13 protein-coding genes are annotated in these 14,088 nt (G+C 34.3%); 12 read left to right on the forward strand and 1 reads right to left on the reverse strand.

The window, feature by feature from the left end; translation table 11 throughout:
* From HMPREF0501_RS04905 to HMPREF0501_RS09100, 8 genes are all read left to right on the forward strand, one after another.
* Nucleotides 1–482, forward strand: a 482-nt coding sequence (locus HMPREF0501_RS04905; RefSeq protein ID WP_006916770.1) for an NlpC/P60 family protein, incomplete at its 5' end; no start/stop codon positions are given.
* A gap of 83 nt (nucleotides 483–565) precedes the next feature.
* Nucleotides 566–1,093, forward strand: coding sequence for a hypothetical protein (locus HMPREF0501_RS04910; RefSeq protein ID WP_006916771.1), 528 nt, complete (start codon nucleotides 566–568; stop codon nucleotides 1,091–1,093).
* Between the two features lie 72 nt (nucleotides 1,094–1,165).
* The gene (locus HMPREF0501_RS04915; RefSeq protein WP_006916772.1) at nucleotides 1,166–2,098 is read left to right on the forward strand and encodes a glycosyltransferase family 2 protein; all 933 of its coding nucleotides are present in this window, start codon (nucleotides 1,166–1,168) and stop codon (nucleotides 2,096–2,098) included.
* A gap of 10 nt (nucleotides 2,099–2,108) precedes the next feature.
* Nucleotides 2,109–3,080, forward strand: a complete 972-nt coding sequence (locus tag HMPREF0501_RS04920; protein ID WP_006916775.1) for a glycosyltransferase family 2 protein — start codon at nucleotides 2,109–2,111, stop codon at nucleotides 3,078–3,080.
* Complete coding sequence (locus HMPREF0501_RS04925) at nucleotides 3,080–4,180, forward strand: AI-2E family transporter (RefSeq protein ID WP_006916776.1); 1,101 nt, start codon at nucleotides 3,080–3,082, stop codon at nucleotides 4,178–4,180. Before HMPREF0501_RS04920 ends, HMPREF0501_RS04925 begins: the two co-directional genes overlap by 1 nt.
* 44 nt (nucleotides 4,181–4,224) lie before the next feature.
* A complete protein-coding gene (locus tag HMPREF0501_RS09015; RefSeq protein ID WP_191975862.1) occupies nucleotides 4,225–4,461 on the forward strand; it encodes a KxYKxGKxW signal peptide domain-containing protein in 237 nt (78 codons plus the stop codon).
* A gap of 204 nt (nucleotides 4,462–4,665) precedes the next feature.
* Nucleotides 4,666–5,313: an N-acetylmuramoyl-L-alanine amidase gene (locus tag HMPREF0501_RS08740; RefSeq protein ID WP_050755754.1), complete on the forward strand. Its 648-nt coding sequence runs from the start codon at nucleotides 4,666–4,668 to the stop codon at nucleotides 5,311–5,313.
* Nucleotides 5,223–5,561 carry a hypothetical protein gene (locus HMPREF0501_RS09100; RefSeq protein WP_223206785.1) on the forward strand — a complete coding sequence of 113 codons (339 nt, stop codon included), beginning with the start codon at nucleotides 5,223–5,225 and terminating at the stop codon, nucleotides 5,559–5,561. Before HMPREF0501_RS08740 ends, HMPREF0501_RS09100 begins: the two co-directional genes overlap by 91 nt.
* Nucleotides 5,562–6,100: 539 nt before the next feature.
* Here the strand turns inward: HMPREF0501_RS09100 and HMPREF0501_RS04940 are convergent.
* A complete protein-coding gene (locus HMPREF0501_RS04940; RefSeq protein WP_006916784.1) occupies nucleotides 6,101–7,321 on the reverse strand; it encodes an LCP family protein in 1,221 nt (406 codons plus the stop codon).
* Nucleotides 7,322–7,507: 186 nt separating this feature from the next.
* Here HMPREF0501_RS04940 and HMPREF0501_RS04945 point away from each other — a divergent pair, with 186 nt between their 5' ends.
* The 4 genes from HMPREF0501_RS04945 to HMPREF0501_RS04960 all read left to right on the forward strand — a co-directional run bounded on the left by HMPREF0501_RS04945 (nucleotide 7,508) and on the right by HMPREF0501_RS04960 (nucleotide 13,387).
* Nucleotides 7,508–9,088, forward strand: a complete 1,581-nt coding sequence (locus HMPREF0501_RS04945) for a peptide chain release factor 3 (protein ID WP_006916785.1) — start codon at nucleotides 7,508–7,510, stop codon at nucleotides 9,086–9,088.
* A gap of 37 nt (nucleotides 9,089–9,125) precedes the next feature.
* Nucleotides 9,126–10,787 (forward strand): hypothetical protein, encoded by a 1,662-nt coding sequence (locus HMPREF0501_RS04950; RefSeq protein ID WP_006916786.1) that lies wholly within the window; start codon nucleotides 9,126–9,128, stop codon nucleotides 10,785–10,787.
* A gap of 31 nt (nucleotides 10,788–10,818) precedes the next feature.
* Complete coding sequence (locus tag HMPREF0501_RS04955) at nucleotides 10,819–12,267, forward strand: hypothetical protein (protein ID WP_006916787.1); 1,449 nt, start codon at nucleotides 10,819–10,821, stop codon at nucleotides 12,265–12,267.
* A 67-nt stretch (nucleotides 12,268–12,334) separates the two neighbouring features.
* Entirely contained in the window at nucleotides 12,335–13,387 is a 1,053-nt protein-coding gene (locus HMPREF0501_RS04960; protein WP_006916788.1) for a hypothetical protein, read from the forward strand.
* The last annotated feature ends 701 nt before the right edge of the window (nucleotides 13,388–14,088 follow it).

The following is a 14,088-nucleotide window of genomic DNA, read 5'->3' on the forward strand; positions in this document are numbered from 1 at the left end:
ACACAAACCAATTCTATTCTAATTGGGGACATAATTATTATTATGGATCTGATGGCGCGATGTTAAAAAACACAACATTTACTGTTAATGGTAAGACCTATGTAGCAGATAATGATGGTGTTTTAACGGAAAATTCTGCTGCTTCTAAGGCTGATCGTGCCTTAACAATGTTAGGTACTCCATATGTTTGGGGTGGTAATACTCCTTCAGGCTTTGACTGTTCTGGATTAGTTCAATGGGCATTTGGTCTAAGTTCAAATTATCGTACAACATACCAACAAACTAATTTAGGTGCTCACCATTATGATGTGTATAATGCACCAAAAGGTTCCTTGGTGTTCTTTGGTAGCGATAGTGCACCATATCACGTTGGTATCTCATTAGGAAACGGATCATTTGTTCATGCACCAGAACCAGGTGACGTAGTGAAGACTACAAAGATGGCCTACTATACTCCAAGCTATTATATTGTAATGAATTAATAAGATTAATTAAAAGGTAACCTTTTAAAATTAATTTTGATATAATTGATTCAATACATGAACGATAACGAGAGGGGTAAACTATGAAATTACAAAAGATTATGATGTCTACAATGGCTGGGGCAATGGTTTTATCCTTAGCTGCTTGTGTAAGCAAGTCAACCACTGAGACTAAGAAAGATACTGCGGAAAGCAGTCATGTTACCAAGAAGCATAATAGTAAAAAGGGTTCTATTAAAGTATCCAAAAAGAATGCTCAAAGTAATAATAATAATAGTTCTAGTGACAATGTAGTCGTTTCCAAGAGTAGTTCTTCTACTAATACGACTATTAATGGTGTTAAGAACAGTGCTACAGCACATTCTGTAAGTCAACGTCAGACACAAACAATGACTGAGACTGATGCTCGTAATTTGGTTAAGGAACATTTAAGTAATCAGCGTGCTAACTCATTAGAAGCTGGTAATGGTGAACCAACTCAGCCGGCAGTAAGTGCAATTGATGGATTTAGCGCGACCCAAAATAGTACAAATGATTGGACTATTTCTGGTACTTATGGTGGTAAGACTTATACCTACCATGTAACGCCAAATGCAATTACTGGTGCCTAGAGATTAGTAAATAGTGTATAATTAATCGGTACAGTTTTGTACCGATTTTTTATTATGTAAAAAGGAGAATACATGGATAAATTATCAATTGTGGTACCCTGTTACAATGAGGAAGATGTTATTCAGCTATTTTATTCAACGGTAGAACGATCCATTGACGAAATTCAGTCTTTAGAAACAGAGTATTGGTTTGTAAATGATGGTTCAGAAGACTTTACTTTACCAAAACTCCGTGAGCTTCATAAAAATTTTCCTGAACGAGTCCATTACATATCATTTTCCAGAAATTTTGGAAAAGAAGCAGCATTATATGCCGGTTTGCAAGCTAGCTCAGGTGATTATGTTGTAGTTATGGATGCCGATCTTCAAGATCCATCTGCTTTATTACCAAAAATGTATTCATTAATAAAAACTGGAAAATATGATTGTATTGGTACAAGGAGAGTCGATCGCGAGGGAGAGTCAAAGCTTAAATCATTTCTAAGCAATCAGTTCTATAAAATAATCAATAAAATTTCTCAGACAAACATTATTCCAAGTGCTCGCGATTACAGAATGATGACTAGGCAAATGGTAAATGCCGTCTTATCTTTAAAAGAGTATGATCGATTTTCTAAGGGAATTTTTAGTTGGGTTGGATTTAGGACAAAATATTTAGATTACCATAATATCCAACGGGCAGCTGGAACCACAGATTGGTCAACCTGGAAGTTATTTCGTTATGCCCTAAATGGCATTGCGGATTTTTCACAAGTTCCATTATCTTTGGCGGTTTGGTTAGGAACTGTTTCTTTTGTTGCTTCAGTTATTGGAATCATATTTGTTATTATTAGACGAATTGTTGAGCCAAATAGTAGTGTTTTTGGTTGGGCTTCTTTAGTTTGTCTTATTTTACTATTAGGTGGTTTACAATTACTTTGTATTGGGATTGTTGGTAAGTATGTTGGTAAAACATACTTGCAATCTAAAAATAGACCGATTTATATTATTAAGGAAAAACATTAGGTAGGGGAAAATGCGTAGAAATACTTTAACAATTGTTGTTCCTTGCTACAATGAGCAAGAAGTTTTACCCGAAACGGTAAAAGAGTTGGGAATTATTCTAACTAAAATGCAGGATGAAAATAAGGTTTCTGAAAAAAGTAAACTTTTATTTGTGAATGATGGAAGTCATGATGAAACTTGGAAATTAATTTCAAAATATACTAAAGAGTATTCTTATGTTACTGGTGTAAAGTTTAGTCGTAACTACGGACATCAAAATGCATTATTAGCTGGTATGTCTACATGTGTAGATTATTCGGATATGATTATTACAATCGATGCTGATCTTCAAGATGATGTTAATGCAATTCCAGAAATGGTTGATAGTTATTTAAATGGTTACGATGTCGTTTATGGGGTACGTAATAGCCGTGCTACTGATACTTTTTTTAAGCGTCGAACAGCATTAGCTTTTTATGGTTTGATGAAACGACTAGGAGTTCATTTGATTCCTGATTCAGCTGATTATCGTCTTTTGAGTAAGAGGGCTACAAGAGCTTTATTGCGTTTTCAAGAACGTAATTTATTTCTTCGAGGTATGGTGCCTTTGGTTGGTTATAAATCCACTAAGGTGTATTATGCTCGAAAAGAAAGATATGCTGGTACATCAAAATATCCGTTGGGTAAAATGCTTCATTTTGCTTTAGATGGAATTACATCCTTTTCAATTGCTCCAATCCACTTAATCATGTACTTGGGTATAATAACAGTAATTATTAGCTTTATTTGTATGATCTACACTCTAGTGGAGAAGATTAGTGGCCATGTTGTTAGTGGATGGTCATCTTTAATGATTTCTATTTGGTTGCTGGGTGGAATTCAGCTTATTTCGATTAGTGTGATTGGGGAATATGTCGGAAAGATATTCTCTGAGGTAAAGCGTCGTCCAAGATTTACGATTGAGACTGATACCTATACTAAGAAAATGGAAGATCAAGAATAATGGTAAAAAAGCAATCATTTTTATATTGGTCGATTGAATTGCTAGTATTAGCACTTTTTATCTGGGTATGTTCAAAAATAGATTTTGTTTTTAGACCAATTTTAATATTTATTTCTGTCGTTTTTGTTCCGCTCATTATTTCACTGTTCTTGTATTATATGTTGAGACCAGTGATGAGCGCCTTAATGAAGGTTCGATTAGGAAGACATAGAATACCACGAGGAGTGGCTAGCTTCGTTATTGTATTACTACTTATTTTGATTGTAGTTAGCGTTATTGCTGCCATTATTCCTCCAATGATAAATGAATTAACGGAAATTATTAAAAGTTTGCCAGCAACGGCAAAAGAAACTCAGAAATGGGTAGTCAGATTATCTCACCATCCATGGCTAAAGAATATTGACTTTAATGGCTACTATAAAGAAATGACCAATCAATTGTCAAAATCATCTGAGACTATTTTAAATGGCGTTACAAGCAAGGCTGGATCTCTAATAGGTATGTTAACCAGTACTGTAATTGTTGCTATAACAGTTCCAGTTATGCTTTTTTATATGTTAAAGGATAGTAATAAATTTGTTCCAAGTATACAAAAGTACTTCTCAGAGAAACATGGTGAAGAAATTTCTAAGCTGTTGCATCAAATGAATACAACTTTATCATCATATATTTCAGGTCAGGCCATTGAATGTATTTTCGTAGCAGTTGCAACCAGTATCGGGTATCTAATAATCGGACAACCAGTAGCGATTGTATTAGGGTTAGTTGCCGGATTAACTAATATGATTCCCTACGTTGGCCCATATATAGGCATTACACCAGCTCTAATGGTTTCATTAGCTATGGCACCTAAAAAGATAATCTGGGTAATAATTGTGGTGGTTATTGTTCAGCAGATTGATGGAAATATCATTTACCCCAATATTATTGGTAGGACACTAAAAATTCATCCATTAACAATAATTATGTTATTATTAGCAGCAGGTAACATAGCTGGAATTCCAGGTATGATTCTTTGCATCCCCTTTTATGCGGTTATCAAAACTATTTTCAATTACATTTGGTCGATATATCGAATCGAAAATAGAAATAATGAATGAAGGCATTATAATATTTTTCTATAATTTGAAAGGAAGATTGATTTATGGACTATATTAGGCATTTTAGAATGTTCAAAAAAGGTAAGAGCTGGTGCACCATGGCATTAACAACCGTTACGGTTGTTCTAGGTGTTACTTTAGCGTCTACTGGTTCAGCGAATGCAGATACTAATACTACTGCAGATGATATGAACACTAGTGTTCAAGTTAACAGTAACGATTCTTCTAATAACAATGAAAATGTAAATGTAAATGATAATCAACAAGCAATGGCTTCATAGAGTGAAGATACTGCTGATAGCGATAGTCAAACGTCGGCTAATACAACCAACGCTGATCAAACCGCTCTGACTAAGCAAAGTAACAATGATGAAACCAGCCAACCTTCACAACCAGTATTAAATGGTTGGCAAAATGGGGTTTACTATCAAAATGGCCAAGTAGTAAAGAATAGTACCGTCGATGATGAAGATGGAACAACCTATTTGACTGATGATAATGGTCAAATGGTCAAAGACCATTTTTACAGTCAAGATGGTAAGATGTACTACTTTGGTGCTGACGGTGCCCGCTATGATAATAAGTTCTATTTTAACTGGGGAAATACTTACTATTTTGGTAGTGACGGTGCTAGATATACTAACCAGTTTTACAATAATTGGGGGAATTTATATTTCTATGGGTCCAACGGTGCGTTAGCTAGAAATATGAGTGTTAACGTTAATTGGACTAATTATTGGGCTAATGAACTTGGTGTATTAACTCCTCAGTTTACTAATACAATTAATCAATATATTATTAATAATCACATTGGTCATGCTAATATATCCTACTATAATGCAATCCCGCAAAATATTACTGGTAAATATAGTGGTACTGCTAATGGGAAGCCAAATATGGTTGTAGTACATGAAACAGCCAATCCTAATGATAGTATTTGGGGAGAAATTAATTATGAAAAGTCTACTTACAACAATGCCTTTGTCCATGCTTTTGTAGACAGTAATCAGATAATTCAAATTTCTGATACAGATCATGAGGCATGGGGGGGGCAGCATATCCTGCCAATGGACGTGCTGTTCAATTTGAACAAGTTGAAGTATATGGTGGTTGGAATTTTGCAGCTGAGTTAGTCAATGCAGCATACTACACTGCTTATAAGATGAAACAATATGGCATGTACCCTAGTTTAGCTGGTAGTAATAATCCAGTAAATGCAACTTTATGGTCACATCATGATGTAAGTATGTATTTAGGTGGTACAGATCATACTGATCCGGATAATTATTGGTCTGATCGTGCATGGAACTATTTTGGAAGTGGATACAATATGTGGGACTTTACAATGTTAGTTAATTATGAATATGCCTTATTGCAGTAGATCAAATAATGGTCTTATTGATAAAAAAGTTGTAAATAATATGTTATGTTAGCCACTTAGTTTGGCTAAAAAGCCCTCCGATAAAAGATGAAATAGAAAATTCATCTTTTATCGGAGGGCCGCTTTTTCTATGAGAGCATACTCAACTTGACAGAAGAAAAACTCTTAATTCTCAAAGAAAACCTTATATGACGGTCCTTCTAAAGCCATAAATAGATGTCTTCTGTTGTTGTAATCCTGGGTATCCTTGAAAATGCTTCAATGGATTGTGGTGGAAGACTTAAAAGGCGCCATTAAATAAACGTGTTTACACATGTAAAAAGGACTTAATCGCGGAACACTTCCGCAATTAAGCTACCTAAAATTTCATCTATTTAACTTGCATACTTGACGGGATATAGTGCCACTAGGATTGTGAGAGGAAAGTTACGTATTAGTAAATCTAATCAAAGATTTTAGGATTTCATTCCAAGAAGCATTATATTAATAAGTAATAAAAAAGTACCAATAGATTTTTTATCTACCAGTACTTAGTATGATTAATAATTGTTATCATTCTCATCTAAAAGGTTATTACTTGATGAGATACCTATACTATTTGATGTAGACGAACTAGAACCACTACCAGGTACATTATATTCAGCACCGCCAGGAAGCTTAAAGTCAGTATGATTGTAGCCGTCATAGTTAGACTGCATACGGTACATCCGAGTCTCATGGTTATCAACGGTAATTGGATCAAGTCCTAATTGTTTGCGAATAATCTTAGAAATTCGATTGATTTCTTTTGGACTCGCAATTTGGAACGAAGCACCATCAATGGTGGCGTTTTTTCCTTGGAAGTGATAAGTCTTGACACTGTTCATTGCTGGACGATAGTTGCCATAGAGCACAGAAATACTATCCAATGGAATGTTGGTTTTTACACCATCTTTAACAGCAGCCAGAATTTTATTAACTGCACTTACGGAACCGGAAGTCTTAAATTTATGAATAACGTTGGTCATGATTTGTTGTTGCCGCTTTTGCCGTCCGTAATCATTGTTTGGATCATCATAGCGCATCCGTGAATACTTTAAGGCAAGGTTACCATTTAAGTGTTGTTTGCCCTTCGGAAAATGATGTCCTTCATAATCAAACGCAAATGGATTATCAACGTCCACACCGCCAACAGCGTTAACAACTTTTTTCAAAACTCCCATATTTACTACCGCGTAGTAGTCAATCGGAATCCCGAGCAGTTCCTTAACTTGCTTAACGGTTTGTTTAGGCCCACCAAGTGAATATGCAGCGTTAATCTTAACGTAGTCAGCACCTTTACTGGTATTAACCCTAACTAATGTATCACGAGGAATACTGGTCATCGTGATGGACTCTTTTTTAGGGTTCACAGTAATAACTTCCAGGGTATCAGTATTCCCACCGGAGTTTCCCCGATTAAGAGCACCAACGTCAGTCCCCATTGCTAGGATAGAAACCGGCTTTCCTTGGGCTAGCTTTTTATCAACTTTCCCATCACCATTCGTAAATACACCCTTAGCAGTATTATGAAGTTGATGGTATTCATAACCACCAGCCACAAAAAGTAGGACACAAATGATGGCGATAATCCGCCAAACCCACTTAAAGCCACCTTTATGATGGTGGACATATGGTGGACGATGGTCAAAGTCATCATTTGATTTGTGATGTGCTCGTTGGTCGATTTCTTCTTCAAGGTGACGTCGGTATTCGGCCCGCGTTTCGTGTTCGTGATTCATATTCGACAACCTCTGTTTAAATTTATAATTATCATTTATATATTAACTTTCTAACCTTAGCAAATCAATGCGTTGTAGTCAATTTTAGAAAGCAGTTTTTAAGAATTATGTAACACTTTTCTTCTATTATAGAGTCCCTAAATATGGTAATATTAAAAAGATAATGCTTGAAAGGACGATTAAATAATGACAACAGCAAAACAATTAGCCGAAGCTGTTAATAAACGCCGGACATTTGCGATTATTTCGCACCCAGACGCTGGTAAGACAACCATTACTGAGCAGATGCTACTCTTTGGTGGTATTGTGCGGGAAGCCGGAACAGTCAAGGGACGGGGTAGTAGTAATTTTGCCAAGTCTGACTGGATGGAAATCGAACAAAAGCGGGGAATTTCCGTTACCTCTTCCGTGATGCAGTTTGATTTTGAAGGCAAACGGATTAACATTCTAGACACCCCTGGGCACGAAGATTTTTCTGAAGATACCTATCGAACCTTAATGGCTGTGGACTCTGCGGTCATGGTAATTGATGGTGCAAAGGGGATTGAACCACAAACCCGGAAATTATTCCAAATTTGTAAGATGCGGGGAATTCCAATCTTTACTTTCATTAATAAGTTTGACCGGGATGCTCGTGATCCATTAGATTTAATGAACGAAATTGAAGAAACCCTTGGGATCGAAACGTATCCGATGGATTGGCCAATCGGAATGGGACGTCAGTTCATGGGTGTTTATGATCGGTATAATAAACGGGTTGCATTGACCCACCCTGCGAATGAAGACAATCCATATCTACCACTGGACGATGACGGCCAAGTAATGGGCGATAATCCTTTAGCTGGTGAAGGCGAGTGGAAGGATGCCATAGACGGGATGGAACTTATCGAAATGGCTGGGAACGAGTTTAGTGAAGAAAAAATCTTGAAGGGTGATCAGACCCCGGTCTTCTTTGGTTCTGCTCTGACTAACTTTGGGGTGCGGACTTTCTTAGAAACGTATCTAAAGTATGCTCCAGCACCAAGTGCGCACAAGACTGAAGATGGCGAGGAGATTGAACCATTAGATTCTGAGCTATCTGGTTTTGTTTTTAAAATTCAGGCAAATATGAATCCACGTCACCGTGATCGGATTGCTTTTGTGCGGATTTGTTCTGGTGAATTTGACCGGGGAATGGATGTTACTTTGGAACGGACTGGGAAACCAGTGCGTTTATCCAATGTCACTGAATTTATGGCCAATACTCGAGAAAATGTTGAAAAAGCCGTTGCTGGTGACATTATTGGTCTATATGATACAGGTAATTTTCAGATTGGTGATTCCATTTACACTGGGAAAAAGGATATTAAATTTGAAAAGTTGCCGCAATTTACCCCGGAACTGTTCATGCGGGTTTCGGCTAAAAATGTGATGAAGCAGAAGTCGTTCCACAAGGGGATTAATCAATTAGTTCAAGAAGGCGCAATTCAATTATTTCAAGGATATAATTCGAATGATTATATTCTTGGGGCAGTTGGTCAATTGCAGTTTGAAGTTTTTAAGTTCCGGATGCAAAACGAATATAATTCAGAAGTAGTCATGGAACCAATGGGGAATAAGACAGCCCGTTGGATTAATCCAGATCAATTGGATCCAAAGATATCTTCTTCACGGAATATTTTGGTTAAAGACATTAACGGCGATCCACTATTCTTGTTTGAAAATCAATTTGCCGAAAATTGGTTCAAACAGAAGTATCCGGATGTTGAATTGACGGCGAAATTGTAATACGTATTTGAATACATCCTGTATTTTGGGAGATATTATGGTTACCTATGTTTATGGAATATTTATAATTGAATTTATTATAGGAAATTTTTTACTACAGAAATATGCAAGTCTGTCTGAAAGAGGTAATAGATTTAAGTATTTATTATTTGTCTTACTATTTATCATTTTTATTGCAAGAGTTTTTCGCTACGATACTGCTGTAGGTCTTGACATGGATGAAGCTATGGGGGGGATTAATTCTTGGTCAATCGGTAAATATGGTGTGGATTATTTTAACTTAGTGAAACATCCAGTTTATTTGTTTGCATGGGGATCAGGAATGAACATTCTTTATCCACTAATTACTGTTCCATTAGTAAAGTCTTTTGGATTAAATCTAGTTATTTATCGTTTTCCATTAATTTTTGTTTGTTTAATTAGCATATTTGTTTTTGTAGCTTCAATCTTAAAGACTAAATTAAGTAATCGCTTGGTTATTTTAGTGATAACAATTATTTTTTTGAGTCCATGGTCTATAGAATCTAGTCGTTGGGCTGTTGAAAGTAACCTGTTTCCTGTTTTGATGATATTCGTAGCATCCTTTTTTATTTTGTTTTATGAAAGTCAAACTCCAATAAGGCGTATTTCTTATTTAACTCTTTTAACTATCTGTATAGGATTATCAGGATATGCATATTCCAATAATTGGATATTTTTAGGGTGTTTTGTTGTACTATTTTACCCCTGGCTACTTTTTATAAAGAAAATAAATTGGGAGACTTTATTAATCCAGTTAATTTTATTAGTAATTATCATATTGCCACTCCTTCTTTTTATTTATGTGAACTATATTAGTCATCGAAGTATGTATTTTTTAGGGATGGGAATTCCTAAATTAGCGGCTACCAGATCTGCATTTGTAGTGGCTGATGGGCATATACTAAAAAATATTGTTTATAATATTTACCGCTTCATTAAATTGTTTGTACTAGGGTATGATGGGACAGCCAAAGTTTCTTTACCTTATTTTGGTGCGTTATATCCATTTATGTTTATCTTTGGCTTTATTGGTATTATTACAGCTTTTAAGAATAATGTTTATTTAAACAAATATATGATGATAATGTTAATATCTAATATATTTAATGTTTTATTAATTGCTCCATCTTGGACACATTTAAATGCAATGATGTTACCTTTCTTATATTTTGAAGCTGTTGGAGTAGATAAGGTATTTCAGACTAAAATGGGATTATCTATATTTGGCATCGTATTTTCAATAATGTTTATTATAACAATGGGGCTTTACTTTAGTAAGTATCAGGAACTATTTCATAATGGTGAACAAAATTCGCCGACTGAGTTACGGCAAATTATACAACGCAGTAAATCAGCTAAGGATGTTTATATAGTTACAGATAGTCGGGTTAATAATATGAATAGTGGTGCAATGTTTACCATTCCAATTTTTTACACTAAAATCAGTCCCTATGTTTTTCATGAGGAAACAAAAAGTGTAAAAAAAGAAGAATTTATGTCATACAATAACTACGGTAAGTGGCATATTGTTAATAGTAGTTTATTAACTAATAAAATAAAAAATAAGCAAGATGCAATGTATATTATTCAAAAGAAAGCAGATAAGGAAAAATTGCCAGATAATATTAAATTAATTAGGAGTTATGAATATTATGACTTATTTAAATCAAATGACTAATGCTAATACACTTATATAAGGAAGAAATCAAATGAATATCAAAAAAATATCAAATAACGTTATAAATATCGCTTTGGGTATAATAATTGTTATTAGTATAATTGCTGCAGTTTCTTTATTAAAAGATCAATTGTTTAGTATATCAAGAACGACATTACTAATTCTCGATATTTGTTTAATAATTTTGACTTTTATTTTTATTTTTAAAGAGACTTTTATAAAGTTTTTGAAAAGAATATATAAGATATGTAAGAACAGAAAAGCACTATTGTTAATATTGGTTAGTTTACTGCTGATGATATGGCAAGTGTATTTGATTTTAACCATATCCGGATTTTGTTATTGGGATCCGGGAATAATTATGACTAAAGCTATGAATAAAATACCATGGTCAGGCATGAGATACTTTTCTTTTTATCCTAATACATTTGGAATGTTAATGCTGGAACATGGGTTATGGTTAACTCTAGGCAAGCCAGGTATTAGAAGCTTTACACTTATCCTTAATTTAATAAATGTAGTCGTCCTTGATAGTTCGTTATATATTTTATTTCGAGTTAGTAAAAAGTACTTTAATCAACGAATTGCTAGTTATGCTTTAGTAACAAGTGTTTTGCTATTCGGTATTAGTCCTTGGATTTGTATTCCGTATACTGATGTGTTATCTTTCGCTATTACTATTTGGACTATATGGATTTTATTGATTATTCATAATCAAAAAAGGGTGTCAATTTTATATAGTCTTTTAACAGGCTTTCTAATATTCTTAGGCTATATGATTAAACCATCATTGATGATTTCAACAATTGCCTTTTTCATTATTTCTGTTGTTTTTGTAAAGCCATCGAAATTAGTTGTCAATAGAATAATTAATATTATAGTAATGGTGACTATTTTTATACTAATGATAAGTGGACTTAATTTTGCAAAGTTTCATAACAGATTTCTCGATTTGAATAGAAATGACGAATTCTCTTTGTACCATTTTGCAGCGATGGGAATTAATGGAATGGGAGGATATAATCAAGGAGATGTTGATGCAGATGCTGCTTTAACTAACGCCAATTCTAGAAAAGACTATGATCAAAAAATATGGAGAGATCGATATCGGAAAATGGGCTTTTTAGGATATGAGAGTTTTTTAATAAGAAAACAAACTTTTAATTCTGCAGAAGGATCTTTAGGTTGGGGAAAAGAAGGAAACTTTCTAACAGTATTTAGATATAAAAAAGGTAAATACGGTAAAGCGTTTAGTAGAAAGTTATTCCTAAATAAAAGTGGCATTGCTGAAAAGTATAATGGATCCTATGGTATTATCATTCAATTAACTTGGATTGTTACATTAACGTTTATATTATTTTCCTTTTCTTCTTCATCATTTTCTGTCCAACTAATAAAATATAGTGTCGTTGGCTTTTTTACCTTTCTGTTGTTATTTGAGGGGGGAGAGCTAGGTATATTATCCAATTTTTACCATTAGTAATTCTTCTAAGTGCAATTGGTTTTGATAATGTTATGAAATGGAAATTCAGGAGTAGTAATTAAAAATGAGTAGTTCAATAATACCATTGGTATTATATGAACTACTCATTTTTACGCTGTTATGCTGCAATAATTCATCATATATCGCTGGTATTATTCTAATAGTAATTATGTTGGTACTTGCAATTGTCGGAAGAAATCATTCGGTTGTATCGGATAGAAAAATCTCAGATTGGTTAATGGGTATTGGAATTGCTTTTGTTGGAGCATGTGGTGATGATGGTTTATATCCAATGCTTGCTTTCGTTATTTTAGGAATTTTTTCAATCTATCTTTCCGTTTTCGTAAAGAGAAACAAATTACTTCAAATGAGTAAAAAGTATTTCTTATCAGGAGCAACCATTATTATTGGGTTGATTGTCTATGCTATCGGAAATAATGCCAATTATAATACGGCACATATTGAAACAAGCGACTACTCAATAAACCTTGGAAAGAAGAGTGCCACGATCACAGGGTATGCAACACCTAATGCAAAGGTCAAGACATACTTAAATGGTGATGAAATTAAGCCTGCCGAGAAGTCAGATGATGATGGATATTTTGAATTTGATGCCCGAACACCAGGAAAATGGATCGTTAAGGTTAGTAAAAATGGTCAGACGGCCTCAGATTACACAGTCGTAAAGAAAACCAGTACTTGGAAAAAATATCAGGCCAAGCAAGGCGCTAAAGAAGCCAAAAAAGATTTTGCCGTTGCTTATGCCGATGCTTTTGATAAATTGGATAGTATTGGTGTAAGTGAATATAACGCGTGGGCAGAAGAAAATAATTCTGGTTCCGGTGGTACGATTGATGACACTTTAGAGTCTATTCAGAAAAAACATGTAAAAGATGTTCTGGCAATTGAAAGTGATATATCTGATATGAAGGAAGCTTTAAAGCGACTTAAGGAAGGAAATATGGACGATTATAAGGAATATCGTGCATATTATTCTGATATTAAGAAGCTTGAAAACACTGTTCTTAATCCGCCTGCTGGAGAAATTGATAACTTCGGTGATGAATTTGAAGACGGGAGGAATACAGTAAATTCAAATCTTGATTTTATAGATTAGGCTATTGACGGGAAAATTTGTCCTGAAAAAATATTTTGAAATTATCATTGTAATATTGGTCAGAATTGGTGTATGTGTCATTCCTAATAAAATAAACGTTATGACTCCAAGAAACTTAGTAAACAAGGTGTATAAGATCATAAGTTATGAAAATGGTGATAAAAGGAGAGAGGGGGTAACGGATCTTCACACTATTTGTTTATTCAATAATAAGGGAAAGACACTAAAAATTGATGGCCCTTCGGACTTAGACATTTCTGATCATGATGATGCACAAGAAATTGAGAAAATTATAAGTACAACGAGAATTGGTAGGTAATTGTGCCCAACTTTCCTATAGCTAAACTATGGCGATAAGAAAAGAGCATATTTAAGTGTGATCTCTATAATGGCTCAATTATTAGTTATGTGGTAAGTTGGCGAAATAATAATCAAAACAGGCATGTAATAATCCAGAAGTAATATGAATGTTTAACATCACAGAATGAAATTCATTGAAGTATTTCACGAATTGATAAATGCCTGGACAATGTCCAAATGGAAAGTTTCTGGAGTTACTATGAGGACAAACGTATTACGACGAAGGGGTTACCAACTATGAAGTATTAGTTAATTTAATTGACGAGTACATTAATTTCTATAATCACCATGGTTATCAAAAAAATTAAACAGACTTACTCCTATAGAATATCGAAAGCAGG

Source organism: Limosilactobacillus coleohominis 101-4-CHN (assembly GCF_000161935.1).
Taxonomy (GTDB): Bacteria; Bacillota; Bacilli; order Lactobacillales; family Lactobacillaceae; genus Limosilactobacillus; species Limosilactobacillus coleohominis_A.

Excerpts from the sequence above, each read along its gene's own strand:
- HMPREF0501_RS04910 (WP_006916771.1), top strand. The coding sequence starts at position 566 with ATGAAATTACAAAAGATTATGATGTCTACAATGGCTGGGGCAATGGTT.
- HMPREF0501_RS04915 (WP_006916772.1), top strand. The coding sequence starts at position 1,166 with ATGGATAAATTATCAATTGTGGTACCCTGTTACAATGAGGAAGATGTT.
- HMPREF0501_RS04920 (WP_006916775.1), top strand. The coding sequence starts at position 2,109 with ATGCGTAGAAATACTTTAACAATTGTTGTTCCTTGCTACAATGAGCAA.
- HMPREF0501_RS04925 (WP_006916776.1), top strand. The coding sequence starts at position 3,080 with ATGGTAAAAAAGCAATCATTTTTATATTGGTCGATTGAATTGCTAGTA.
- HMPREF0501_RS09015 (WP_191975862.1), top strand. The coding sequence starts at position 4,225 with ATGGACTATATTAGGCATTTTAGAATGTTCAAAAAAGGTAAGAGCTGG.
- HMPREF0501_RS09100 (WP_223206785.1), top strand. The coding sequence starts at position 5,223 with ATGGGGGGGGCAGCATATCCTGCCAATGGACGTGCTGTTCAATTTGAA.
- HMPREF0501_RS04940 (WP_006916784.1), bottom strand. The coding sequence starts at position 7,321 with ATGAATCACGAACACGAAACGCGGGCCGAATACCGACGTCACCTTGAA.
- HMPREF0501_RS04945 (WP_006916785.1), top strand. The coding sequence starts at position 7,508 with ATGACAACAGCAAAACAATTAGCCGAAGCTGTTAATAAACGCCGGACA.
- HMPREF0501_RS04950 (WP_006916786.1), top strand. The coding sequence starts at position 9,126 with ATGGTTACCTATGTTTATGGAATATTTATAATTGAATTTATTATAGGA.
- HMPREF0501_RS04955 (WP_006916787.1), top strand. The coding sequence starts at position 10,819 with ATGAATATCAAAAAAATATCAAATAACGTTATAAATATCGCTTTGGGT.
- HMPREF0501_RS04960 (WP_006916788.1), top strand. The coding sequence starts at position 12,335 with ATGAGTAGTTCAATAATACCATTGGTATTATATGAACTACTCATTTTT.